General features: G+C 69.4%; 26 protein-coding genes and 3 pseudogenes. 12 read left to right on the top strand and 17 right to left on the bottom strand.

Annotation, left to right across the window (positions count from 1 at the left end):
- Positions 1–76 precede the first annotated feature (76 nt).
- Genes E1286_RS11725 through E1286_RS11710 form a run of 4 tightly spaced genes read left to right on the top strand, consistent with a single transcriptional unit; the run spans position 77 to position 3,802 of the window.
- On the top strand, positions 77–358 hold the full coding sequence (locus E1286_RS11725) for a metal-sensitive transcriptional regulator (protein WP_132611607.1): 282 nt from the start codon (positions 77–79) through the stop codon (positions 356–358).
- 26 nt (positions 359–384) lie between these two features.
- Positions 385–597 carry a heavy-metal-associated domain-containing protein gene (locus E1286_RS11720; protein ID WP_132611605.1) on the top strand — a complete coding sequence of 71 codons (213 nt, stop codon included), beginning with the start codon at positions 385–387 and terminating at the stop codon, positions 595–597.
- Complete coding sequence (locus tag E1286_RS11715) at positions 594–1,568, top strand: hypothetical protein (RefSeq protein ID WP_132611603.1); 975 nt, start codon at positions 594–596, stop codon at positions 1,566–1,568. Before E1286_RS11720 ends, E1286_RS11715 begins: the two co-directional genes overlap by 4 nt.
- A 29-nt stretch (positions 1,569–1,597) precedes the next feature.
- Positions 1,598–3,802, top strand: a complete 2,205-nt coding sequence (locus E1286_RS11710; protein WP_132611601.1) for a heavy metal translocating P-type ATPase — start codon at positions 1,598–1,600, stop codon at positions 3,800–3,802.
- 64 nt (positions 3,803–3,866) lie between these two features.
- Here E1286_RS11710 and E1286_RS11705 read toward each other — a convergent pair whose 3' ends face one another.
- Complete coding sequence (locus E1286_RS11705; RefSeq protein WP_132611599.1) at positions 3,867–4,391, bottom strand: DUF4396 domain-containing protein; 525 nt, start codon at positions 4,389–4,391, stop codon at positions 3,867–3,869.
- Positions 4,392–4,687: 296 nt separating this feature from the next.
- On the opposite strand from E1286_RS11705, the gene E1286_RS11700 reads away from it, so the two are divergent.
- Complete coding sequence (locus tag E1286_RS11700) at positions 4,688–6,253, top strand: MFS transporter (RefSeq protein ID WP_342776193.1); 1,566 nt, start codon at positions 4,688–4,690, stop codon at positions 6,251–6,253.
- Positions 6,254–6,287: 34 nt separating this feature from the next.
- Complete coding sequence (locus tag E1286_RS11695; protein WP_132611597.1) at positions 6,288–6,731, top strand: GNAT family N-acetyltransferase; 444 nt, start codon at positions 6,288–6,290, stop codon at positions 6,729–6,731.
- Positions 6,732–6,755: 24 nt separating this feature from the next.
- Here the strand turns inward: E1286_RS11695 and E1286_RS11690 are convergent, their stop codons facing one another.
- Positions 6,756–7,610 (bottom strand): LppY/LpqO family protein, encoded by an 855-nt coding sequence (locus E1286_RS11690; RefSeq protein ID WP_165969695.1) that lies wholly within the window; start codon positions 7,608–7,610, stop codon positions 6,756–6,758.
- A 390-nt stretch (positions 7,611–8,000) separates the two neighbouring features.
- Between E1286_RS11690 and E1286_RS11685 the strand changes: the two genes are divergently transcribed.
- Complete coding sequence (locus E1286_RS11685; RefSeq protein WP_132611593.1) at positions 8,001–8,351, top strand: hypothetical protein; 351 nt, start codon at positions 8,001–8,003, stop codon at positions 8,349–8,351.
- A 334-nt stretch (positions 8,352–8,685) separates the two neighbouring features.
- The gene (locus tag E1286_RS11680; protein ID WP_132611591.1) at positions 8,686–9,174 is read left to right on the top strand and encodes a hypothetical protein; all 489 of its coding nucleotides are present in this window, start codon (positions 8,686–8,688) and stop codon (positions 9,172–9,174) included.
- On the opposite strand, the gene E1286_RS11675 is transcribed toward E1286_RS11680, so the two are convergent.
- The 9 genes and pseudogenes from E1286_RS11675 to E1286_RS11635 all read right to left on the bottom strand — a co-directional run bounded on the left by E1286_RS11675 (position 9,141) and on the right by E1286_RS11635 (position 17,041).
- Positions 9,141–9,827 carry a response regulator gene (locus E1286_RS11675; protein ID WP_132611589.1) on the bottom strand — a complete coding sequence of 229 codons (687 nt, stop codon included), beginning with the start codon at positions 9,825–9,827 and terminating at the stop codon, positions 9,141–9,143. The genes E1286_RS11680 and E1286_RS11675 overlap by 34 nt on opposite strands.
- Entirely contained in the window at positions 9,824–11,005 is a 1,182-nt protein-coding gene (locus E1286_RS11670; protein ID WP_132611587.1) for a sensor histidine kinase, read from the bottom strand. Before E1286_RS11670 ends, E1286_RS11675 begins: the two co-directional genes overlap by 4 nt.
- A 618-nt stretch (positions 11,006–11,623) precedes the next feature.
- A complete protein-coding gene (locus E1286_RS11655) occupies positions 11,624–12,181 on the bottom strand; it encodes a dihydrofolate reductase family protein (protein WP_132611585.1) in 558 nt (185 codons plus the stop codon).
- Between the two features lie 657 nt (positions 12,182–12,838).
- Positions 12,839–13,249: pseudogene (locus E1286_RS11650) on the bottom strand (TetR/AcrR family transcriptional regulator); the annotation flags it as partial.
- Between the two features lie 48 nt (positions 13,250–13,297).
- Positions 13,298–14,812 carry an FAD-dependent monooxygenase gene (locus E1286_RS11645; protein ID WP_246074750.1) on the bottom strand — a complete coding sequence of 505 codons (1,515 nt, stop codon included), beginning with the start codon at positions 14,810–14,812 and terminating at the stop codon, positions 13,298–13,300.
- 154 nt (positions 14,813–14,966) lie between these two features.
- Positions 14,967–15,158, bottom strand: coding sequence for an SDR family oxidoreductase (locus E1286_RS50135; protein WP_246074754.1), 192 nt, complete (start codon positions 15,156–15,158; stop codon positions 14,967–14,969).
- 75 nt (positions 15,159–15,233) lie between these two features.
- Positions 15,234–15,344: pseudogene (locus tag E1286_RS51235) on the bottom strand (SDR family NAD(P)-dependent oxidoreductase); the annotation flags it as partial.
- A gap of 74 nt (positions 15,345–15,418) precedes the next feature.
- Positions 15,419–15,676, bottom strand: a pseudogene (locus tag E1286_RS50130) (SDR family NAD(P)-dependent oxidoreductase); the annotation flags it as partial.
- 135 nt (positions 15,677–15,811) lie between these two features.
- Positions 15,812–17,041, bottom strand: coding sequence for a serine hydrolase domain-containing protein (locus tag E1286_RS11635; RefSeq protein ID WP_132611579.1), 1,230 nt, complete (start codon positions 17,039–17,041; stop codon positions 15,812–15,814).
- A 359-nt stretch (positions 17,042–17,400) separates the two neighbouring features.
- On the opposite strand from E1286_RS11635, the gene E1286_RS11630 reads away from it, so the two are divergent.
- Positions 17,401–17,595 carry a hypothetical protein gene (locus E1286_RS11630; protein ID WP_132611576.1) on the top strand — a complete coding sequence of 65 codons (195 nt, stop codon included), beginning with the start codon at positions 17,401–17,403 and terminating at the stop codon, positions 17,593–17,595.
- Positions 17,596–17,701: 106 nt separating this feature from the next.
- On the top strand, positions 17,702–18,658 hold the full coding sequence (locus E1286_RS11625) for a serine hydrolase domain-containing protein (RefSeq protein WP_165969694.1): 957 nt from the start codon (positions 17,702–17,704) through the stop codon (positions 18,656–18,658).
- On the opposite strand, the gene E1286_RS11620 is transcribed toward E1286_RS11625, so the two are convergent.
- The 6 genes from E1286_RS11620 to E1286_RS11605 form a co-directional block, all read right to left on the bottom strand.
- Positions 18,627–19,268: a DNA alkylation repair protein gene (locus E1286_RS11620; RefSeq protein WP_132611644.1), complete on the bottom strand. Its 642-nt coding sequence runs from the start codon at positions 19,266–19,268 to the stop codon at positions 18,627–18,629. The two genes, E1286_RS11625 and E1286_RS11620, sit on opposite strands and share 32 nt — an antisense overlap.
- A gap of 203 nt (positions 19,269–19,471) precedes the next feature.
- Entirely contained in the window at positions 19,472–20,395 is a 924-nt protein-coding gene (locus tag E1286_RS11615; protein ID WP_132611572.1) for an NADP-dependent oxidoreductase, read from the bottom strand.
- A gap of 87 nt (positions 20,396–20,482) precedes the next feature.
- The gene (locus E1286_RS49175) at positions 20,483–20,839 is read right to left on the bottom strand and encodes a hypothetical protein (protein ID WP_223189831.1); all 357 of its coding nucleotides are present in this window, start codon (positions 20,837–20,839) and stop codon (positions 20,483–20,485) included.
- Positions 20,839–21,003, bottom strand: coding sequence for a hypothetical protein (locus E1286_RS52000; RefSeq protein WP_425464752.1), 165 nt, complete (start codon positions 21,001–21,003; stop codon positions 20,839–20,841). Before E1286_RS52000 ends, E1286_RS49175 begins: the two co-directional genes overlap by 1 nt.
- A 44-nt stretch (positions 21,004–21,047) precedes the next feature.
- Positions 21,048–21,236, bottom strand: a complete 189-nt coding sequence (locus E1286_RS49165; RefSeq protein ID WP_223189826.1) for an SDR family NAD(P)-dependent oxidoreductase — start codon at positions 21,234–21,236, stop codon at positions 21,048–21,050.
- Between the two features lie 60 nt (positions 21,237–21,296).
- Positions 21,297–22,322, bottom strand: a complete 1,026-nt coding sequence (locus E1286_RS11605) for an alcohol dehydrogenase catalytic domain-containing protein (protein WP_132611570.1) — start codon at positions 22,320–22,322, stop codon at positions 21,297–21,299.
- 219 nt (positions 22,323–22,541) lie between these two features.
- On the opposite strand from E1286_RS11605, the gene E1286_RS11600 reads away from it, so the two are divergent.
- Both E1286_RS11600 and E1286_RS47765 read left to right on the top strand, forming a co-directional pair.
- Positions 22,542–23,417, top strand: a complete 876-nt coding sequence (locus E1286_RS11600; protein WP_132611568.1) for a helix-turn-helix transcriptional regulator — start codon at positions 22,542–22,544, stop codon at positions 23,415–23,417.
- Between the two features lie 123 nt (positions 23,418–23,540).
- Complete coding sequence (locus E1286_RS47765; RefSeq protein ID WP_165969693.1) at positions 23,541–23,711, top strand: hypothetical protein; 171 nt, start codon at positions 23,541–23,543, stop codon at positions 23,709–23,711.
- The last annotated feature ends 21 nt before the right edge of the window (positions 23,712–23,732 follow it).

Genomic DNA, 23,732 nt, shown 5'->3' with positions numbered 1-23,732 from the left:
GAGCACGCTGTCCAGCCTTGACGCGCGCATACGATAGGGGGGTATGGTAATTTCAAGAAGAACGAAGGAGGCGGCCATGGTCGGGTACAGCCACAACAAGCAGGGCCAGCTGCGCCGGTTGCGCCGGATCGAGGGTCAGGTGCGCGGGCTGCAGCGGATGGTCGAGGACGACAAGTACTGCATCGACGTCCTCACCCAGGTGTCGGCGGCCACGAGCGCCCTGCAGTCCGTCGCCATCTCCCTGCTAGAGGACCACCTGGCGCACTGCGTCGCCGAAGCCACCGTCAAGGGCGGCCCCGAGGCGGAAGCCAAGATCAAAGAGGCTTCCGAGGCCATTGCGCGGCTCGTTCGTTCCTGACGAAGACATAGAAAGGGTTGATTGACATGGCTACCGCCACCTACACCGTCAAGGGCATGACCTGCGGACACTGCGTGAGCTCGGTCAAGGAGGAGGTCGGCGAGGTCGCGGGGGTCACCTCCGTGGAGGTCGACCTCGCCGGCGGCCTGCTGACCGTCGGCAGCGACAGCCCGATCGACTCGGCGAAGATCATCGCGGCCGTCGAGGAAGCCGGCTACGAGGTGGTGAATCCGGCATGAACACCGCGACCAGACTTGGCGTCTACGCCCTGGGGCTGGCCGTCGTCTTCGGTGGCGCCCTGGGCGCGGGGCGAGCGATCGGCCCGGCCGGCACCCCGTTACCGGCGGAGGACCACAGCGCCATGGCCCCCGCCGAGGAAGCGGCGGAAGGCCACGGTGACGACCATGGCGGCACCACGCAACAGGCCGCCGGCGATACCCCCGGAGGGCTCCAAGTGTCCGACAAGGGCTACACCCTCAACCCCCTGACCACCGTCAAGGCCGGCGAACCCACCGATTTCCGTTTCACCGTGACGGGCGTCGACGGCAAGCCGGTGACCGGCTACGAGGTCGAGCACGAGAAGGAACTGCACTTCATCGTGGTCTCGCGGGATCTGGCGACGTTCCAGCACCTGCACCCGACCCGGGCCGCCGATGGCGTGTGGACGACGAAGCTGACGCTGGACGAGCCGGGCGCGTACCGGGCGTTCGCGGACTTCGTCCCCGCGGGCGGGAGCGGCCTGACCCTCGGCACGGACCTGCTCGTCGCCGGTGACTACGAGCCCAAGCCCTTGACCGAGGTCAGCCGGACCGCGGAGGTCGACGGGTACACGGTCTCTCTGGACGGCGACCTGGTGCCGGGCCGATCGAGCAAGCTCACGCTGAGCGTCAGCAAGGACGGCAAGCCGGTGACCGACCTGCAGCCGTACCTTGAGGCGTACGGACATCTGGTGGCTCTGCGGGCCGGTGACCTTGCCTACCTGCACGTTCATCCGGACGGCACGCCCGGCGACGGCAAGACGGCGGCGGGCCCGGAGATCGTGTTCTACGCCGAGGTGCCGAGCGCCGGCGACTACCGGCTGTTCCTGGACTTCCAGCACGAGGGCAAGGTCCGTACCGCGGACTTCACCGCCCGGGCCGGGGCCGGACAGCCCAGGCCCACGGCGGAGCCGAGCGCCGGCGCCTCCCACGACGACGACCACACGCACTGATCGCAGGACGCAGAGGAAGGAGAGGTGGAATGTCTTCCGTAACCGAAGGCAGGGCTGTCGAACTCACGATCGGCGGCATGACCTGCGCGTCCTGCGCCAACCGCATCGAGCGCAAGCTGAACAAGCTCGACGGTGTGACAGCGACGGTCAACTACGCGACGGAGAAGGCGAAGGTCACCTTTCCCGACGGCGTCGACCCGCAGCAGCTGATCGCGGAAGTGGAGAAGGTCGGCTACACCGCCGCGCTGCCCGCCCCGCCCAAGGCCGAGCCGGCGCACGAGCCGGAGGACGAGCTGCGGCCGTTGCGTCAGCGGCTGATCACGTCGGTCGTGCTGGGCGTTCCCGTGGTCGCGATGGCGATGATCCCGCCGTTGCAGTTCACCAACTGGCAGTGGCTGTCGCTGGTACTGGCCGCGCCGGTGGTGGTGTACGCCGGGTGGCCGTTCCACAAGGCGGCGTGGACCAACCTGCGGCACGGCGCCGCGACGATGGACACACTCATCTCGATGGGTACGCTGGCGGCGCTCGGCTGGTCGTTGTGGGCGCTGTTCTTCGGCACGGCCGGCACGCCCGGGATGACGCATCCCTTCGAGTTCACCATCGCGCGCAGTGACGGCTCCGGCAACATCTACCTGGAGGCCGCGGCCGGGGTGACGGCGTTCATCCTGGCCGGGCGCTACTTCGAGGCCCGCTCCAAGCGGCGGGCCGGCGCGGCGCTGCGGGCCCTGCTGGAGCTGGGCGCCAAGGACGTCGAGCTCGCCGACGGCCGCCGCATCCCCACCGAGCAGCTGAAGGTCGGCGACACCTTCGTGGTACGGCCCGGCGAGAAGATCGCCACCGACGGAGTGATCGTCGATGGCTCCTCCGCGGTGGACGCCTCGATGCTGACCGGCGAATCCGTTCCGGTCGAGGTCGGGCCGGGCGACGGGGTGACCGGGGCGACGGTGAACGCGGGCGGCCGCCTGATCGTCAAGGCGACCCGCGTCGGCGCCGACACGCAGCTCGCCCAGATGGCCAAGCTGGTCGAGGAAGCGCAGACCGGCAAGGCCGCCGTACAGCGCCTCGCCGATCGCATCTCCGGCATCTTCGTCCCGATCGTGATCGTGCTGGCGGTCGGCACGCTGGGCTTCTGGCTCGGCACCGGCAACGGCGTCGCGGCGGCGTTCACCGCGGCGGTGGCGGTGCTGATCATCGCCTGCCCGTGCGCGCTCGGCCTGGCCACCCCGACGGCGCTGCTGGTCGGCACCGGCCGGGGCGCGCAGATGGGCATCCTGATCAAGGGCCCCGAGGTGCTGGAGTCCACCCGTCGCATCGACACCATCGTGCTCGACAAGACCGGAACGGTCACCGAGGGCAGGATGACCCTCACCGCCGTCCACCTGGCCGAGGGCGAGAGCCGCGAGGAGGTGCTGCGGCTGGCCGGCGCGCTGGAGCACGCCTCGGAGCACCCCATCGCCCAGGCCATCGCCCGGGCGGCTCAGTCGGACGCCACCGTCGAGGACTTCGCCAACGTCGAGGGCCTCGGCGTGCAGGGCGTCGTGGACGGCCACGCGGTCCTGGTCGGCCGGCCCAGGCTGCTGGCGGAGTGGTCCCAGCACCTGCCCGCCGACCTGGAACGCGAGCTCGCCGACGAGCAGGCCGAGGGCCGTACGGCGGTCGCGGTCGGCTGGGACGGCCGGGCCCGCGCGGTGCTGGTCGTGGCCGACGTGGTCAAGCCGACCAGCAAGGAGGCGATCGAGCAGCTCAAGGCGCTGGGTCTGTCCCCGGTGCTGCTCACCGGTGACAACGAGGCCGTGGCCAGGAGCGTGGCGGCCGAGGTGGGCATCGACGAGGTGATCGCCGAGGTGCTGCCCGCCGACAAGGTCGACGTGGTCAAGCGGCTGCAGTCCGAGGGCAAGGTCGTGGCCATGGTGGGTGATGGCGTCAACGACGCCGCCGCGCTGGCCCAGGCCGACCTGGGCCTCGCGATGGGCACCGGCACCGACGCGGCGATCGAGGCCTCCGACCTCACGCTCGTGCGGGGTGACCTGAAGGTGGCGCCCGACGCGATCAGGCTCGCGCGCCGGACGCTCAAGGTCATCAAGGGCAACCTGTTCTGGGCGTTTGCCTACAACGTGGCCGCGCTGCCGCTGGCCGCGCTGGGCCTGCTCAACCCGATGATCGCGGGGGCGGCGATGGCGTTCTCCAGCGTGTTCGTGGTCAGCAACAGCCTCAGGCTGCGCCGCTTCAGATAGGAGCCCTCGTCCATGTGGCCGAAGGCGATCCCCGCCTTCGGCCACATCCGTACGACCGAGGTGATCAGTGGTGGTACTGGTGCATCACCGCATGGCCCTTGCCCCGGGAGATCAGCCACTTGTTCACCGGAGTCGTCACGATGAAGGCCACCGCGAAGGCTCCGGCCAGCGCCAGCCAGAACAGCCACGTAGTCAGTCCGGCGTCCATGGCGCCGGGCACGGTCAGCATCACCGCGTTGTCCACGATCTCCATGACCGCGATGGAGAGGGTGTCCGCGGCCAGCGCGACCTTCAACGCGGTGCGGAAGTCCACTCCGGTACGGAGCACTCCGCGCATCGTCAGCGCGTAGCCGAACACGAACGCCAAGGCGACCGCGAGCGCCACCGTGGCGAGGTCGGACATCCCCGTGGCGGTGCCGATGACCATGCCCAGCACTTCACCGATGGCACAGCCGATCAGACAGTGCAGCGTCGCCTGCGCGGCCATTCCCCAGGTCGCCACAGTGGAGCCGGCCGGGTGGTGCGCACCCGAATGGTCCTGCTCGGGCAGCCGGGTGGGTTCTGGCGGATGGTGATCGCTATGGTCCATGCAGCCATCATACGGATACGGGGTATATAGCGGAAAATGCCAGACTGGAATCTAGTTGTGTTCTGCAACTAGATGGTTGTACGGTCGAACCAGGGTGGGGCAAGTGCAACTGCAACGCCTTCGTCCCCGCCCGCGGACAACATGCCGAGCGCGGCTGGATCAGAAACCCGAATGGGGTATGCCGCCCACCTTGATATACCCTGCCTCCGTACCGTATACCTTGCCGAGCACCTGTCCGGGAGCCCGCGCCAAGCCCTGACGACGAGCGGTCCGGCAATCATCCGAAGGGACTCCCTTTGCAGTCATCCACACAGATCGACCCCGGCGGACGTGCCGGTGTCAGGACCTGGCTCGGGCTGGCCGTGCTGGTCATGCCCGCCCTGCTGCTGTTCATGATGCTCACGATCTTGTTCCTGGCCATCCCCCAGCTGGCCGCGGACCTGAAGCCGAGCAGCACCCAGACCTTATGGATCGTCGACATCTACGGCTTCCTGATGGCCGGGCTGCTGGTCACCATGGGCACTCTGGGCGACAGGATCGGTCATCGGCGGCTGCTGGTCGCGGGCGCGGCCGTCTTCGCCGTCGTCTCGGTGATCGCCGCCAACACCTCCGACCCCGGCCTGATGATCGTCTGGCGGGCCGTGCTCGGCATCGCCGCGGCCACCCAGATGCCGGCCACTCTCGGTCTGATCTTCGCCACCTTCACCGACGCCCGGCAGCGCGGCATCGCCGTGGGCGTCTGGTCAGGCGCCATCTCCGTCGGTACCGGCCTCGGCCCGGTGATCGGCGGGGCCCTGCTGGAGACGTTCTCCTGGCGCGCGGCCTTCCTGGTCGGCGTGCCCGTCATGGTGATCGTGGCGATCGGCGCCCCGCTGCTGCTGCCCGATCACCGCAACCCGGCCGCGGGCAGGCCCGACCTGTTCAGCGTGGCGCTGTCGCTGGCGACCCTGCTGCCGATCGTCTACGGCGTCAAGGAGCTGGCCAAGGACGGCGGGCTCGCAGCGGCGGTGGTGAGCATCGGGCTCGGGCTGGCCTTCGGTGCCTGGTTCGTCGTTCGCCAACTGCGCCTGCCCGAGCCACTGCTCGACGTGCGACTGTTCGCCAACCGCACGGTCAGCGGCGCGCTGGGGGTGTTCCTGCTCTCCGCGACCGCGCTCGGCGGCATCTACCTGCTCTTCACGCAGTATCTGCAACTCGTCGAGGGCCTGTCGCCCCTGCGGGCAGGGCTGTGGGTGCTGCCCGGCGCGGCCCTGCTGGTGGTCGTCTCCACCCTCTCGCCGGTCCTGGTACGCCGCGTCCGTCCTGGCCACCTGATCGCCGCCGGACTGGTCGTCCAGGTGATCGGCTATCTGATGCTCACCCAGGTCGGCGCCGTCGGCGGCCTGCCGCTGCTGGTCGCGGGCTTCATGGTGCTCTACCCCGCCGTCGCCCCGTCCATGGCGTTGACCACCAACATGGTCGTCGGCTCCGTACCACCGCAAAAGGCGGGAGCAGCCTCCGGGCTGGCCACCACCTGCAGCGACCTGGGCATCTCGCTCGGTATCGCGCTCATCGGCAGCCTGGGAGTCGCCGTGTACCGCGCCCAAACCGATGGCACACTGCCCGCGAACCTGCCGCCCGAGGCCGCTTCGGCCGGCCGCGACAGCCTCGGCGGAGCAGTCTCCGCGGCCCAGGGGCTCCCGGCCGACCTGGGCGCCGCACTGCTCGTCCCAGCCCGCGAGGCCTTCACCAGCGGGCTCAATGTCGCCGCCGTCATCTCCGCCGCGATCGCCGCCGTCGCCGCGATCCTGGCGGCGGTCAGGCTCCGGCACGTCCCTCCGACCGGGCAGCCGGCGACCACGGCCGAGCAGCCCGCAGCATGATCGCGCTGAACTTCACGACGACGAAAGGTGATCCATGACGACCATCCGCCGCGCGACGGCCGACGACGCACCGACCCTGCGCGCACTGATGCGTGAACTGGCCGAGAACCAGGGCCACGCGGCGCAGGTGGCGGTGAGCGTCGATCGCCTCGCAGACCTGCTCACCCGCCCCGACGTCGGATACCTGATCGCCGAGCGGGACGGCAAGGCGATCGGCTACGTGTCCTGGCTCCAGCGGGTCAGCTTCTGGAGCGGCCAGGACTATCTCGCGCTGGACGACCTGTACGTGTGCTCCGAAGAGCGCGGCGCGAAGGTCGGCGAGCACCTGATGCGTGCCATCTCCGAGGTGGCCCGGCGCCGGGTGATCAGATGGGAGGTCGCTGAGGCCAACGTGGCGGCGCAGCGGTTCTACCGGCGCATCGGCGCCACTCTCGTCTCCAAGAAGATCTGCCGTCTGGTGGGCGACACGACCGTCTAGTGGTGTGACCGGAGGCCGTTCCCCTCAGCGTCGTGGCGCGTGAACCTGATCCAGTCCGGCGCGCAGGTCACGGGCGAGGGTCGCGGCGTCTCCGGTCTTCCAGAAGTGCATATAGAACAGGCGAGGCTGCTCGTACAGCATGTGATTGTGCAGCTCGATGATGGTCACGCCATGTGCGCGCAGGGCTTTGATCACCGGGTTGACCTCGTCGGCCGTCATGGTGAAGTCGCCGTTGATCGCCGCACGTCCGCCGCCCAGCGGTTGGAACGCCAGCATGGTGGACGCCTCCATCAGGTACGGCAGGGTGATGTGAGCACGGGTGTCGACGACTTTCTGGGCGACCGGGATGTGATACACCTGCACGCCGTTCTCGTTCTCGCCCCTGGTGCCGATGATGCGGTCCAGCTGTGCGGTGTTCAGGTCGACGGGATGTTCCTTTCCTTCCCGCTGGTTGAGCGGAATGCCGGTCTGCGCCAGGGCGGCGTGCACGGTGCGGGCGATCACGACGGGGTCGCCCTGCGCCCAGTAGTGCATCCACCACAGCCGCGGGGTCTCGTCCTGGATGTGCTTGTGCAGTGCGGTGATCTGCACGCCGCCGCGCTCCAGGCGATCGGCCACCTTGCCCACTTCGGCGCCGGTGAGAGTGACCTCACCGATCAAGAGCGCCTTGCCGGGGGTGGTCTGGTGGAACGACGCCTCGGCGTTCAGCTCCATGCCGGGATTCTCGGTGACTCCGGCGTTCACCACGTGCAGGTCGGTACGCAGCCACTCGGCCGTGTGCACGCCTCCCGCCTCGGTGGTGAGCGGCTGGCCGATCGCGCGGCCCACGGCGTTCCAGTCGATGGCACGGGCCTGTCCGGCCGCGGCGCCGGTGGTCATGGTCACTGTCACGGCGATGGCTGCGGCACCAGCCGCTACGCGTGCGGCCCTGCGCCGCAACGGTATGCGATAAGCCATATGGGCCTCCTCATATGCAGCTTCCGCTCACTGCGAGGGGGTGAGGGGCAGCGTGAGGCCGGTGTTCCGGTCGACCGCGTCAGAAAGTCGGCGGCAGTGCCGCGAACCGCTTCACCTTGGCCCGTAGTACGAACCGTCCCCGGAGTATCGCCTGGCGATATCTGATCCCGATTTGCTCCAGCCGTTCCCGATATGAGGGGGACGCAAACCCGTTTCTCGCTGCCCGCCAGGCCGCGCGTTGAGCCTTCTGCGCCGACGTGAACTTGGCGCGGAGCTTGCGATCGGTGCCAGGCACAGGCTTACCGTCGAGGTATGGCACACGACCTTGCCTTCGGCCCTGAGTGGGTGCCGTCGGCCTGCACGCTGCCCACCGCCGAGCGGCCACTGCGGGTGGCCGAGTTCGACGCGTTGTTCGCCGAGGTGGTGCTGGCGGTGCAGCGTCCCGAGCGCGAGCGGCTGCGGTTGGCACTCGTCTTCACACCGGACAACGCCGCCCGCGCCGCGGAACTGGCGGCGCGGGAGAACGGCTGTTGCTCGTTCTTCACCTTCACCCTCACCGTCGCCGAGGGCACCCTGACCCTGGAGGTGACGGTGCCGCCGGAGCAGGTGGCGGTGCTGGACGCGCTGCAGGCGCGGGCCGGCGCGGCGGCTGCCTCGGCGTGAGGCAGGCCATCGACGGGCCGCACCCGCGTACCGAGCTCGGGTCGAGGCCAACATCAGGACCTTGCGTTGCGTCTCGGTCTGACCACCGAACCTGCGCGTAGCCCCGGCGGGCACCGCACCGACCCGGTCGGCAGCGAACCGATCGCGCCCGCGACCCGTCTTGGTAGACATGATGACGCGGATGCTTGCGACGGGTTTCCTGGTTGCAGCCTTCTTGGTGGGTTCTGTGGGTGTAGCGGAGGCCTGCTCGAACTGCTCATGTGCGACGCGTACGCCACAGCAGCGCGTCAAGGACGCAGCGGCCGTTTTCTCCGCTACCGTCACGGACGTTCGCGTGGACGAACCGATGCTGAACGGCGGCAGCCTCACCGCCAGGCTCCGCACCGACCACGTCTACAAAGGCGAGCGCAAGGCCGAGTTCGAGGTGTTCACCAAGGCCCAGGGGGCGGCCTGCGGATATGAGTTCGTGAAAGGCGCTCGCTACCTGGTGTTCGCCGGCGCTCAGAGCTCGGGGCTGAGCACCACCTTGTGCTCGGGCAACAGGCTTCTTCCAGCCGGCGACCGGCCGTTGCGGCTCTCCGACCGAACCCAGGGCGTCGAGCCGCTCACCCGCGAGTTGATCGCTGCTCTGGGAACGCCTGCCCGCGCTCCCGGACTGCCGGCCCGAGCGAACCACGAGCCCGCACCCATCTCGGACTGGGCCGGTCCCACGGTGATCGCGACAGTGATGGGAGCGATCGTGCTTTCCGGCATCGCATGGACCCGCAAGCTTTCGCAACCGGGTCATGGTCAGTCCGCGCCGGAGACGAGGCCTACCCGGTAGGCGAGAACGACCACCTGCACACGGTCGCGCAGCTGGAGTTTCGCCAGGATCCGCGACACGTAGGTCTTCACGGTCTCGGCGGTGATGAACAGCTTCGCGGCGATCTCCGCGTTCGACAGGCCGGCGGCGATCTGTTCGAGCACCTCGAGCTCGCGGGGGGTCAGCGCCCGTACGACCGCGTCCCTGGCCGGCCTGGGGGTGTCGGCGGGGCGGAGGCGGTCGGCGAAGTGGCCGATGAGGGTGCGGGTGACGGCGGGGGCCAGCAGGGAGTCGCCGCGGGCGATGGTGCGCACGCCGTTGACCAGCTCCGCCGGTGGCGCGTCTTTGAGCAGGAAGCCGCCGGCCCCGGCCTTGAGCGCCTCGTAGACGTACTCGTCGACGTTGAAGGTGGTGACGACCAGCACCTTCGCGGGAGCTGCGGTGCCGGGACCGGCCAGTTGCCGGGTGGCCTCGATGCCGTCCAGGATGGGCATCCGGATGTCCATCACGATGACGTCCGGGCACAGCCGCCGCGCCGCCTCGACCGCCGCGCGGCCGTCCGCGGCCTCCCCGACCACTTCCATGTCGGGCTGGGCGGAGAAGATGGTGATGTAGCCGGCCCGCACCAGTTCCTGGTCCTCGCAGATGAGCACCTTGATCGGGGTCTCCGTCATGCCTGGCTCCTTGCGGGGATGAGGGCGCGGACGCTGAACCCGCCGTCGGGGCGGCCTGCGGCGACCAGTTCGCCGTCGAGCATGCGCAGCCGCCGGCGCAGCCCGTCCAGACCCCGCCCGCCCGACGGCACCACGGGGGCGGAGTCGGTGGACCCGTCGCTGGTCACCTCGATGGCGATGCGATCGGGGTGGTGGTGCACCGTGACCGTGGTGCGCCGTCCTGTCGCGTACTTCATCGCGTTGGTGAGCGCCTCCTGCACCACCCGGTAGGCGGCCAGCTCCACGTCCACGGCCTGTGGACGCGGCTCGCCGTGCTCGGCCAGCTCGACGGGCTGGCCGGACAGCCGGGCCTGCTCGACGAGGTGGCCGATCCTGCCCAGCGTCGGCGTGCGGTCCACGGGGCCAGACTCGCCGGTCGCCTCCAGCACGCCGAGCAGGTGCCGCAGCTCCGTCAGCGCCCGCCGTCCGGTGTCGCTGATGGCGGCGAGCCCGGCCCCGGCGCGATCCGGCGCCGCGCCGATCACGTACTGTGCCGCGTCCGCCTGGACCACCATCGCGGTCACATGATGCGTGACCACGTCATGCAACTCGCGGGCGATGCGTGCCCGCTCGGCGGCCCTGGCCACATCCGCGCCGAGCCGCCGGCGCTCCGCCTCGTCCGCCCGCCACTTGCGCATCCCCACACCAGCCATCCACATCACCACCAGCACCAGATAGAACGCGAGGAAGTCCGGGACTCGATTGGGCGACCCCAGGCCGACCAGCACGACCGCCAGCACGGCATATCCCGCGGTCGACACCGCCGCGAGGCGGCGACGGAACCCGACCTGGTGGGCTCCGGCCGCGTACACCGCCAGATAGAGCCCGATGCTGCCGAACGTCGACGGATAGGCCAGCGCCTGATGGATCGCGAAGGCCGTGCCGATGACCGCCAGACAGGCCGCCGGCCATCGGCTGCGCATGGCCAGCGGTGCGGACTGACCCAGGGCCAGCGCCACGGCCAGGGCGTCGGGCGGGCGCTGGGGCAGGTCGCCGAGCTCCGCCGAGATGGCGGACAGCGTCGGTACGAACGCCAGCAGCGTGAGCGTCGCCGCGAGCACACCGTCCTTGGCGTACCTGGGGCGAGCGCGCCACGAATCCGGCCAGGAGCGAACAGAACGGGTGACGCTCGCGAACATCGGGCAAGCCTAACGTCGGCCACGGCACCGGCACCTCGGCACCGATCGACGCCTCCAGGCCGAAGTCGCCGCCGGTCAGCGTCGTAGGACCGGAGACCTCGGCGATCAGTGCCGACCAGTCATTCAACGGCTGCCCCGGCGTTAGCTCGCCGAAGCTACAGCCCCTGGGAAAAGTGCCAGGCGCGTTCAGGTCAGTTTGGGGAGGAGGAGCCATTCCTTCCAGGACAGGTCGTGCCGCTCCAGGTGCTTCAGGTCCTGCTCGTACGTCATGTCGGCCGTAGGCCAGCCGTACGCCTCGCCGTAGATGGACCAAAGGCGCTCCGACCATGGTCGAGGTCGAGGTCGCCGGAGGCTACGATCTGCAGCTCCACGCCTGCCCGGCATCGCCGGATCATCCGCACGCCGACCTGATCCAGTGAGTTTCTGCAGCGTGGCAGTGGCGCTCTGACAAGACGTCCGTCGGTTCGCGCCGCTGCGGCCGTCCCGGGGCCTGGGTTCGACCGGTAATCCCACCCCCCAAGCCCCAGGGGTGACGAAGGAGATCGCTCTGCCACTGTCCACGCGACCAGTCTCATCTGCCCCGGCTCGGCCGCCGGCAGCGTCACCGACCGGTGCGGCTCAGCGGGTCCGGTAGCGCGCGTAGATGAGTCCGCTGTCGAAGGCGCGCTCCTCGACCAGCTCGAGATCGAGGCGCACGCCGTCGGGGAAGAACCGCTTGCCGCCGCCGACCACGCTCGTGGTGATGAACAGGTGGAACTCGTCCACCAGACCGGCCGCGATCGCCTGCGCCGCGAGGTTCGGGCCGTCGACGGTGAGGTCGTGATCAGCCTCGGCCTTGAGCTTGCGCACCGCGTCCGGGTCGAAGGTCCGCTCGATCCTGGTCTTCGCGCTGGACACCGACTCCAGCGTCGTGGAGTACACGATCTTCTCCGCGGCCTGCCAGTCGCGGGCGTACTGCAGGATGTGCGGCGGCTGGTCGGGTTCGGTGTGCGCGGTCTCCCAGTAGACCATCGTCTCGTACATCCGTCGGCCGTAGAGATACGTGCCGACGGGGCGGAAGAGGTCGTTGATGAAGGTGTGCACCTCCTGGTCGTCGGCCCCGGTGCCGAGGTCGCCCTCCGCCGCCTCGGCGTAGCCGTCGAGCGAGGTGATCATCGAGTATATGAGCTTTGCCATGCGTCTCCTCGGGGTACGAGCGCGTCAGTCTGCCGGTGGTCCTGCAGGTTGTGACCTCCGCACGACCCGGAACTCATCGGCCGGCCGGTTCCGTCAACCGCCACATCCCGGACGAAGCGCACCTCAGGCTGCCGCCCAGCTCCACCGACCCGGCCAACACGAACCCGCCGCGACCAGAACCGTCACTGTACGTCTGGACGTGCCAGCTCAAGATTGACGTGAGTGAGGTCAGCACTTCCGATGTCAGGTGTATTGCGAAGGTAGTGGCGACCGTCCGTCCAGGAGGCGATCGTGGGAGGAGCAGTCGACGACCTATGCGCTGGTATGGAGACGGCGGCGACGCTGCGGCGACCGCCACACCTTCGCCTGCGCGCTGTCGCAGGCCTCCGGCCACAACCGCGCCGAACTGGAGCGCCGCCTCGGCCACGCCAAGGACCCGCTACCTGCGTGTACATCAACCCGCCCGACGACATCGCCGCCGGCTACGTCGAAGGCTTATGGCTCAGGAGACCTGGGAACCCCGACACGACGAAAGTGTGGCGGGAATAGCGACGTGGCGTCACACATCGTGACCGCCCGAGAAACACTCGCTCTGAGCTGGATCGAGCATGATCGCGCGGGTGTGGACCGGCTGTTCAGGTGACGGGGTCTGTGAGGTCAGGGGCTCCGGCGCCGGCAAGGCCGTGCAGGAGCAGGTTGGTCAGGGTGTCGATGATCTCGCCGTCGGAGGCATTCGGAGCGCCCCGTCCGGCAGTGAGTACGGCGTAGCCGAATGTCGGCCATGACCGATTGGAGGCGGGCCACAATCACCGGGAGATGCTCGCCGTGGGCGCGCCAGGCGACGGCCAGGTGCCGGCGCAGTTGATCGCGATCGGACAGGTCATGGTCGCGCGGGTGCTCCCAGGCCGCGACCTCGGCGTCGGCCTGCTGCTCCAGGTCGGCCATCAGAGCCTGAAGCAGCTCCTCCTTACCGGCGAAGTGGTCGTAGAACGACCCGGTGGCACGGCCGGCCGCGGCGGTGATGTCGGTGATCTTGGTGTTCAGGTAGCCGCGCTCCATGAACAACCGGCGCGCGGCGTCTTTGAGGGCGGTCTGGGTCTCGGCCGCCTTGGCCTTTCAAGGCGTTCCGAACCATGCGGAGAGTGCCTCACGCAGCGTGGGCGTGGCGCTGTCCGTGGACTCGTCGAGGCCGGCGGCCCAGGCGACGTGGCCGTCCGGGCGGATCAGCAGGGCGTCGGCCGGTCGATCGTCGGTCTTGGCGGTGTGGACGTCGAGGAGATGACGCCAGTCCCGGGCGGTCTGGCGGAGCTCTGGGCGGTCGGCCAGGTCGAGCAGGACGGGCCGGGCGGGGTGCATGAGCTTGGCGACGCTGGTGATGCCCTGGCCGGTGTGCAGGGTGAGGTCGGGGGCGAAGGCGCCGGCCAGCGGATGATGGCCGGTGCCGGGCATCGGGTAGCGGATGTCGGTGCCCGCGACCAGGGCTCCCATGCGGCGCAGCGGCTGCTCGTCGGCGAGCAGTTCCTGGAAGACCTCCCGCAGCGCTTCGGCGGCTGCATCGTGCCCGCGCCGCAGGGCCACCTGTGCTCGGGTGTGCAGCAGGGTGCGAGCGCCGGCCAGGTGGCGTTCGGCGTGGTAGGTGTCCAGCAGGCCGGCCGGAGCCGTGCCGTGGAGGTCGGCGGCCAGCTTCCAGGCCAGGTTGACCGCGTCCAGCATGCCGGCATTGAGCGCCACTCCGGTGGCCGGGAACAGGTGCGCCGCGTCACCGGCCAGCAGGATCCGCCCCTCGCGGTAGCGTTCGGCCTGGCGGGCCTTAAAGGTGAAGCGCGACAGCCGGGCCGCCTCGGCCACCGGCAGGTCGGCGCCGAGCACGCGGCGCACGCTGTCCTGCAGTTCGGTGACGGTCATCGGGATGTCGTCGTCGTAGTCGGTGTTCTCCTCTTCGATGGTGTAGATCGAGACGATCGCGGAGTCGGGTGAGGAGCCGAGGCCGAGCAGACCGTGGTCCGTGCGGGTGAAACCGGCGCGGATGGTACCGAAGCCGGGCACGTCCACATCGCCATTGCCGCGCACGTTCACCGTGTCGGGCAAGGTGACCTGGGCCAGCCGGTTGACCTCCGGATAGACGGTGCCGGGGAACGGCACGCCGGCCCAGTCACGGATGCGGCTGCGCGCGCCGTCACATCCGACGAGGTACCGGCTGCTCGTCCGGTACGGCCCGTCCGGGCCCCGCACGTCCACGGTCACCGCGTCGTCGTCCTGGCTCACCCCGATCACCTCGTGTCCGCGGCGGACATCGACGCCGAGTTCGCCTGCGCGTTCGTCGAGCAGCCGCTCAAGCAGTTGCTGCGGGAGCGGCAGGGCGTGCATCGGGGGATCAGGCAGCCGGGTGAAGTCCAGATGCACCCCGCCGAAGGGGAACCGGGGAGCCGGCACAGGGCCGGTGCAGGCCGCTTCGAAACGTTCCAGCAAGCCCCGGTAGCGCAGCAATTCCAAGATCTGCCCGCCCAGGCCGCCCGCCTTGGGGGTGTTCCGGGGCCGCGGCTGCCGTTCCAGCACCAGCGGCCGCACCCCGGCCAAGCGTAGTTCGGCAGCCAGCATGAGACCGGTCGGGCCGGCCCCCACGATGATCACGTCGGTGTCTCCCGCCGGCCGCTCTCCTCGCAAGTCTTCTTCCGTGGGTCGGGTGGCATCGTGATGCTTCATCATCCATGACCTTTCGATCGTGTCGTTTGTCGCGTTGTGATGCGCGATGCGTATGTCACGTAGCCGGACCGGAACGCGGTTGTCAGCCCGGAGCTTGACGGCTGAGGTGTTCCCAGGCGCGGTACGCCTCGGTCCTGGCCTGGTTCATCTGGTGGACCAGGTCGAAGGACTGGCTGCCGACGATCAGCCGCAGGGGCGGGTCGGGCAGGTCCACGAGCTTCATGAGGACCGGTGCGGCCGTGCTCGGGTCGGGCCCCGCCTCGTCGCCCCACATCTCGGCCGGCTTCGCTCGCAGCGGGTCATAGGCCGGGTCGGGCGTGGTGGCCGTCGTGCCGGTGGTGAACAGGCCGGTGTCGTAGCCACCCGGCTGGACGATGGTGACCTTGACGCCGAAGGGTTCGACCTCCGTGGCCAGCGCCTGGCCGAGGGAGTCGATGGCGGACTTGCCCGCCGCGTACAGACCGGCCGAGCCACCCCGCCGCCCGTGCCCATCGTCGTCACCAGGAGGATGTGGCCCGAGCCCTGGGCCCGCAGGTGGGGCAGCACGGCCTGGGTGAGCCAGATCTGGCCCAGGACGTTGACGTCGAAGTGGGCTCGGACCTGGGCCTCCGTGGCCTCTTCGACCATGCCGTACAACATCGCGCCGGCGTTGTTGACGACGATGTCGAGCCTGCCGAACGCGGTCACCGCCCGTTCCACGCCCTCGTGCACCGCGGCGCGGTCGGAGACGTCGAGCGGGACGCACGCCAGGGTGTCGGGGTGGCGGGCCTGCAGGCCCGCCAGTGGCGCCACGTCGCGGGCCGCGGCCACAATCTCCCCTGCTCAGCGCCGCCTCCGTGAAGGCTCTGCCCAGACCCCTGGACGCACCCGTAATGAACCAGACACGCATGACACTCACTCCTGGCATCGGTCGTTGAGCTCCTTTCATCAGTCGTCGATCGCCTGGTAGAGCGTGGTCCAGAAGTCGTTCATCAGGTGCGCCGGACTCGGAACGGAGTAGCCGAGCTGGCAGAGCAGGATTCCGGTGAGCTGGTTGACCGGGTCGGCGTAGGCCGAGGTGCCGCTGCCCCCGTCCCAGCCGAACTGGCCGATCGGCGCGTAGTCGCCGCGGTACGTGCGCACCGCCATGCCGATGCCCCAGCCGCCCTGCTGGCCCTGACCGAAGGAGATGTGCACGTTGTTGACCGCCATGGCGGTGCGGGGGGCGTTCTGTTCGGGGGTGAGGCGGTTGGTGGTCATCAGCTCCACGGCCGGGCGGGACAGGATGCGCCGGCCGTTGTGCACCCCGCCGTTGAGCAGCATCCGGAAGTAGGCGTGGTAGTCGTCGGCGGTCGAGACCAAACCGCCACCGCCGCCCTGGAACGCCGGCGGCTTGCTCCAGCGGCCACCCTCGGGCTCGTCCCACGCCAGGAACTCACCCGTCTGCGGGTCGGGGGCGTACAGGGTGGGCAGCCGGTCGATCTTCTCGGCGGGCACGTGGAAGCCGGTGTCGGTCATGCCGAGAGGCTCGAAGATGCGCTCGCGCAGGAACTCCTCGAACGACTGGCCGGTGACCCGGGCCACCAGCACGCCTACCAGGTCGTTGCTGATGTGGTACTGCCAGCGCTCGCCGGGCTGGTACTGCAGCGGCAGCGCGCCCAGGCGGCGCATCCACTCGTCCGGCCCGGGCTGCGGCTCCGGTCCCGAGGGCGTGAGGTTCTGCTCGAAGATCGCGTTCATGATCGGGGTGCCCAGCGAGGTGAAGTCCATGCCGAGCCCGAAGGTGGAGGTCAGCACGTCCCGCACGGTGATCGGCCGGCGCGCCGGAACGGTGTCGTCCAGCGGGGCGTCGGGCCGCGTCAGCACCTGCCGGTCGGCCAGTTCCGGCAGCAACGCATCCACCACGTCGTCCAGCCGCAGCCGGCACTCGTCCAGCAGCACCATCGCCGCCGCGATCGACAGCGGCTTGGACGTGGAGGCCATCCGGAAGATCGTGTCCCGGCGCATCGGCGCGCCACCGTCATGGCGCATCGTCCCGATCGCTTCGACGTGCGTCTCACCGCCCCGGCTGACCAGGGCGACCAGCCCGGGAATCCGCTTGGACTCGACATGCCGTGCCAGCACCTCGCGCAGTCTGCGCAGCCCTGCTTCGGAGAAGCCGCTGTTGTTTTGCCCCATCATGAAGCTCCTTGCCCTTAAGTGTTCGATCTGCGAAACCCGTCCCGGCTTGACCTCTTTGGCCGCGGCGAGCCGTTCATGTGCTCCACCATCGCCGACCGCGCTGATACCGGGCCGTCACCGTCCTGACGCCCCAGCTGACACGCGACGGAAGGCCGCCCGCATGGTCCGCGACCTCGGCCCACTGGAGCTGTGAAGGGAGCATCCGCGACATCGCCCCTCGCCCGGGAACCGCACGTCGGCCGCATCGCACAGCGACTGGCCAGGCCCGGAAACCAGCCGGTCGTTCAAGATCCACGAGCCGCTGTTCAGTCGTAGTGTGGCGTTATCGCCGACCGGACATGCGGTAGGGAGTTTCTGTGAACCAGTCCGTCCCGTACGACAAGCAGGAACAACTGCAGCAGATCCAGAGCGGCCTCATGCAGAACGAGCAAATCATCGCCGTCTATGACGCCATCGGCGCGGGAACGGCATTTCTGGGACTCGCCGACCGCCGTGTGATCATCCAGGACAAGTCCTTCATCGGCAAGAAGGTCGCGATCACCAGCATGTGATCCTGCGTTTCCTCTCCCAGCGCTGACGCCCTCGCGACCTCAGCCGAACCGCCGGCCGCGACCCCGCCATCACGGAGAAGCCGAGACGTCTCAGATGCAACAGCGAATGACCGCCCTTGTCGCTGAAGCTGGGTATCGCACTGACGAACCGATCGTGGTCGGAATGCAGAAGCACGGGTCTGTCATCCAGCTGGCCCAAGGGCTGACTGTCACGACGCCCACCTACGTCGCGTCGCTGTCGAAGCAGATGACCGCGGCCTGCGCGGCGCTGCTCGCCCATGATGGTGCTCTGGACATGCAGTCGCCTTTGTCACGGTGGCTGCCCGAGCTACCGGCATGGGCCGAGACCATCCGTCTGCGGCACCTCGTCCATCACACGGCGGCTCTCCCCGCTGATGCCCAGATCGACGCCATCATCGGGAGCGGTACGGACCGGACCGGCGCAGGCGTCATCGAAGCACTCACCCAGTTCCCGAGCCTCGACCATCAGCCCGGAACTCAGCACGTCTATTCCAACGCCGGATACGTATGCCTGGCCGCCGTCGTGGAGCGAGTGGCCGACCAGCCGCTGCCCGATCTGGCGCAGCATCGCCTCTTCGCTCCACTGGCGATGACCGGCACCCGTTACTGGCGCGGGCCCGAACCCACGCCCCCAGGGGCTGTGCCGCTCGTCTGCCCGCATCCGGCCCCACTGTCCCTTGGCGACGGAGGGGTATGGAGCACCCTCGGCGATCTGCTGCGATGGGGCCAGGCGCTCAACGCCGACGAGCTCGGCATCTCCACTCTCATGGAGACTCCGGGACGCCTCGATGACGGAACGCCGATCGACTACGCCTGGGGCATCGGCGTCCGATCACATGCCGGACACCGGGTCTTCCGTCACGGAGGAGGCTGGACAGGCCTGCGTGCCCAACATGCCCGAATACCCGACCTGGGCCTGAGCGTGGCTCTCATCACAATGAACGACCACACCGAACGCCGGGTCACACTCCTGAACAGCCTTCTCGATGAGGTGACGAAACCAGCCGCGACTAATCGTGCTGCCGGCGCACCATCTCGGTGATCCAGATGGGCGCGAACGGAGACGTGCAGCCCGGGGAAGTCGGGTAGTCCTTGAGCACCTGCAGGCGCTCACCGATGTCGAGAGCACGGGCGCGGTGCTCGGCGTGCTCGATCCCGATCTGAGCCAGGCAGTTGTTCATCGCCCACTGCAGGCGATCCGGGGCGTCTTTCATCTCCGCCTCGATGACGTCGAGCAGCCCCGCGAGGTCGAGGCCCTCGGGCTTCTTCGTCACGCGTTCGGCGGTCAGCGCCCAGCCGGCGCTCGCGACCACCGGATCCGGATCGGCGAACCAGACCAGGCGCAGCTCTTCGGCGTGCGGGTTCTTCTTCACCACGTAGTTCACGAGCCAGTCGTGCACCTTGGGTGTGCGTGCCTCGCGCACCATGACGTCCAACTGGTCACGCTCGAACGCCTTCGGGCGGCAGATCAGGAGCGCCAGCAGTCTCGCCGCGGTGTCATCCGTCTCCCAGAGCCGGCACGCGAGTTCCTGCTGCGTCTTCAGCCGCTTCGCGAGCGCGCGCAGCTTGCTGAGGTTCACACCGTGATCGTCACCGTGTTTCTCGTTCACCTCGCGTATCCGCGGGTCCTCAAGCTCGGTGAGCTCGGCCATCACCTCGGCCACCGTTGTCTCGGCCACCTCAGCCTCCTGTCCGTTACCTGCGGATGCAGCCTACGGCGGAAGTCGGCATCCTGTCGTACACACCGGTTCGCCGGCCACCTTGGGAAGGGTAGGGCAGGGGTCTGACAGCCGTGGGATGCGTGGGCATCCCCCGGCGTCCGCCGAGACGGCGTCAGACCGGCACGGGGCCGGGGTCAGATGGTGAGGACGATCTTGCCGCGGGTCCGGCCTGTCGCGCTCAGGCGCCACGCCTCGGCCGCCTCGGCGAGCGGCAGTGTCTTGTCCACGTGAATCGTCATCTTGCCCGCGTCGATGAGCTCGGCCAGGGTCGCCAGGTCGGCCGCGTCGGGGCGGACCCAGATGATGTGGCCGCCGTGCTCCTGGACCCGTCCCCCGGCGATGGACACCACACGATCGGCGCGCCGGGCCAGCGCGAACGACACGTCGATCGCCTCGTCACTTCCGACGAAGTCGAGGGCGGCGTCGACGCCTTCGGGCGCCAGTGCGCGTACCCGGTCGGCCAGGCCCTCCCCGTAGGCGACCGGTTCGGCGCCCAGTGAGCGCAGGAAGTCGTGGTTGCGCTCGCTGGCGGTGCCGATGACGCGGGCGCCGAGCGCCGCCGCGATCTGCACGCCGAGCGATCCCACACCGCCGGCCGCCGCGTGGACCAGTACGGTGTCGCCCTCTGTCACCCCGGCGCGCTTGATCGCCTGGTATGCGGTCAGCCCGGCCAGCGGCACCCCCGCCGCCTGCTCCCAGGTCGCGGAGGACGGCTTCCTGGCGAGCATCCGCACGTTCGCCGAGACGAGCTCGGCGTAGGTGCCGTTCTTCGCCCAGTCCTTGCGCGCGTAGCCGTAGACCTCGTCGCCGACCGCGAACTCCGGGGAGTCGAGCCCGACGCGTTCGACGACGCCGGCCACGTCCCAGCCGGGGATCAGGGGGAAACCGGTCTCCATGATGGGGTCGAGATAGCCGGCGGCGAGCTTCCAGTCCACGGGATTCACGCCCGCGGCCTTGACCCGGATCAGCACCTCGCCGGGCGCGACCTTGGGCTCGGGAAGGTCGACGAGATGGAGATCGTCCGCCGAACCGAACTTATCCAGAACGACCGCTTTCATATCGATGAACTCCGCTCTGCTGTCATTACCGGCCCCGTCGTTCGACGCGACCGGACACCGCCTGGCCAGCGTATGTGCTGGGGCGGATCAAGCAACGGAGCGGTACGGGGTGACACCCGGGAACAGCTCGCCGAAGCCCATGCGGTCCAGGAACTTCTCCTGGGCATCGAGCAGCGCGTGGTTGAGCTCCTCGACGCCGGCCTCGGTGAAGTCGACCACGCTGCGGAAGGGCCGGGTGCCCGAGGGCAGGGCGAGGATGCGCGTGATCTCCTCGGCGACGGCGACCGGCTCGGCGTCGGCTCCCTGGAAGAGGGTCTCGGTGGCCTCTTCGTTCCTGTCCACCATGTCCCCCAGAACGGCGGCGTAGTCCCGCGCGACCCGGGTGTCGCCGGCGTGGTCGGCGTTGGGGAAGTGCGAGGTGCCCTTGGTGAACGGGCCCGGCATCACGATGGTCGTCTCGATGCCGAACCGGCCGACCTCGTACCCGGTGACCTGCGCCAGGATGTCGAAGCCGCCTTCGAGGCCACGTACGGGCCAAAAAACGGCGGCACCATGACGGAGGAGGTGCTGCCGACGTAGAGGAGTGTGCCGGAGCGGCGGGCCCGCATGTGCGGCAGCACCGCGCGGTTGACGCGCTGCGCGCCGATGAGGTTCACGTCGAATTCCGCAGGTCGAGCCCGTCGCGCCGGGCGAAGTCGAGCAGCTCGCGCGCATGGGCGGCGTTGCGTCCGCCGGGGTCGCGCATGCTCGCGTGGACGGTGTGGCCGGCGGTGGCCAGCGCCCGGGCGGTGAGGTTGCCGATCCCGCTGGAGGCGCCGGTGATGAGGACGACTGAGGACATGTTCTGCTCCTTGGTTCGAGGGCGGGCCACCGCCGTGGCGCGCGGCGGCCCGCCAGGCGTTCAGTTGCCGGTGGTCAGCACCATGCGGAAACGGACGTCGCCGCTGACGGCCCTGGTGAAGGCGGCGCCGGCCTCTTCCAGCCGCGCCTGCTCGATCCACGCCCGCACGCCGGTCTGCGCGGCGAACCGGAGGGTGTCCTGCGTGTCGATCGAGGTGCCGGAGAAGTGGCCGTAGACGCGCTTGCCTCCGTGACCGAGCTGGAAGAGCGACGCTTCGACCTTCTCCATGCTGAGCCCGGCGAGCACGAGCTCGCCGTGCAGCCCCAGCCCGTCGATGGTCGCCGACGCGGCCGCGGCCGAGGAGACGGTGGAGAGCACGACCTTGGCCCCGCCGAGCGCCTGCAGCTCCTTGGCGACGTCGGCGGTGCTGTTGTCGATGTAGTGGCTCGCTCCGAGCTGCCGGGCGAGCTCGGCCTTGTCGCCGCGCGCGATGGAGACCGTCTCGAAGCCCATCTTCGCCGCGAACTGCACACCGAGGTGGCCCAGACCGCCGAGGCCGAGAACGGCCACGGTGTCGCCCGGACGGGCGGCGCTGCGGCGCAGCGCGTTGTACGCGGTCACGCCGGCGCACGCGAGCGGGGCCGCCTCGGCGGCCGTCAGCTCGTCCGGGACGGCGGCCAGGGCCATCGCCGGGACGACGACGGAGTCGGCGAAGCCGCCAGGGTAGCTGACGCTCGGGATCTGCAGCTCCTCGCAGTAGATGCCCTCACCGGTACGGCAGGCGTGGCAGTGGCCGCAGCTTCCGCCGTACCAGCCGACGGCCACGCGGTCGCCGACGGACCAACCGGTCACACCCGGCCCGACGGCGTCGACACGGCCGGCGATCTCGTGGCCGAGGGTGAGAGGAAAGGAGGCACCCGGGAAGTGGCCGGAGCCGACCAGCATGTCCGAGTGCGTGCAGATGCTGCACGCCTCGACGGTGACGCGGACCTGGTTGACGCCCGGCTCGCGTACGGGCTGCTCGACCAGGGTGAAGTCGGCTCCGGGCGCGGCGAGCCGCATCTGCCGGTTGACAGTGATGGACATGGATCCCCCATGGTGGTCGGTATGAAGTCGGGCGGCTGTTGCCCCCGGCGCATCCATCGTCAGCCGCCGGCCGGACGGGAACCAGGCTCTGCCAGAGCGTGGGTACGAGGCGCCTGCCACACCACGAACCGCCCTGTCAAGGCCGGTGGCTGGGCTTGACGAACCGTGGCTAACCGGCGGCCATGGGGGTTTCCTGGTAGTGACGTAAGGAGGGGCGACATGGATCACAAAGAGTTGTCCGACTTTCTGCGGAAGCGACGTGAGGCGCTGCAGCCGGAGGACGTCGGCCTGCCCCGCGGGCGACGCCGGCGCACTCCAGGGCTGCGCCGCGAGGAGGTCGCCGCGCTCGCGGTCATGTCCCCCGACTACTACAGCCGGCTGGAGGGCGGCCGGGGGCCGCAGCCGTCGGAGCCCATGCTGACCGCCATCGCGCGGGCACTCCATCTGACCCTGGAGGAACGCGACTACCTCTTCCTGCTCGCCGGCCACGGCATACCGGCGCGGTCCACGCGTACGGACCACATCAATCCCGGGCTGCTGCGCATCCTCGACCGGCTGGAGGACACTCCGGCCATGGTGATGAACCGGCTCACCGAGACGCTCATGCAGACGCGCGCCCATGTGGCCTTCGACGGCGACCACAGCCGCCACACCGGTCAGGAACGCAGCGCGATCTACCGGTGGTTCGCGGGCGACGACGACAGGGCCAGGTATCACCCGTCCGCGTGGGACCTGCACAGCCGCACTCTCGCCTCCATACTGCGTTCCGTGCACGCCGTGGACGGCCCGGCCTCACGGGCCGGAGCGCTGGTGCGCACGCTGCTGAGCACCAGCGAGGAGTTCCGCCGTCTGTGGGAGGACCACGAGGTCGGCGTCACGCACACCAACGTGAAGCGGTTCCGGCACCCCGTCGTCGGCGCGCTCGAACTGCACTGCCAGATTCTGAACGACTCCGACCAGCAGCAGACGCTGCTGGTCTTCACCGCCACCCCGGGAAGCGAGAGCTACGAGAAGCTCCGGCTGTTGTCGGTCATCGGCAACCAGCAGGTCACTGGGGAGGCCCCGGCGCCCGTCCACGGGGTGCCCACCCTCTGATCAGGCCCCAGCGGCTGCTCGGGGAGTTCGGTCAGCCGCACCGTGCACAGGCCGCCGCGTTCGGCCTTCACGTCGACGACCTTGGGCTGGGTGCCGGGGGCCAGGAGGTACTCCTCTTCGCCGGTGAAGGCGGAGAAGCTCCGGATGCCCACCGCCCGTACGGGAGGCAACGACCACCGCTTCCTCACCTACGACGACCTGCGGAAGACCGTCCTGGAGCAGCTCGGCGACATCGACAGCCGCCCCGGGGAGCGGGTACGCGTCAAGCCGCCCACGAGCCGGTCGCGCGGCTGACGCGAGCCGGCCCGCGGAGCC

The organism is Nonomuraea terrae, assembly GCF_004348995.1.
Lineage (GTDB): Bacteria > Actinomycetota > Actinomycetes > Streptosporangiales > Streptosporangiaceae > Nonomuraea > Nonomuraea terrae.
This window is presented reverse-complemented; position numbering and strand designations above follow the sequence as displayed.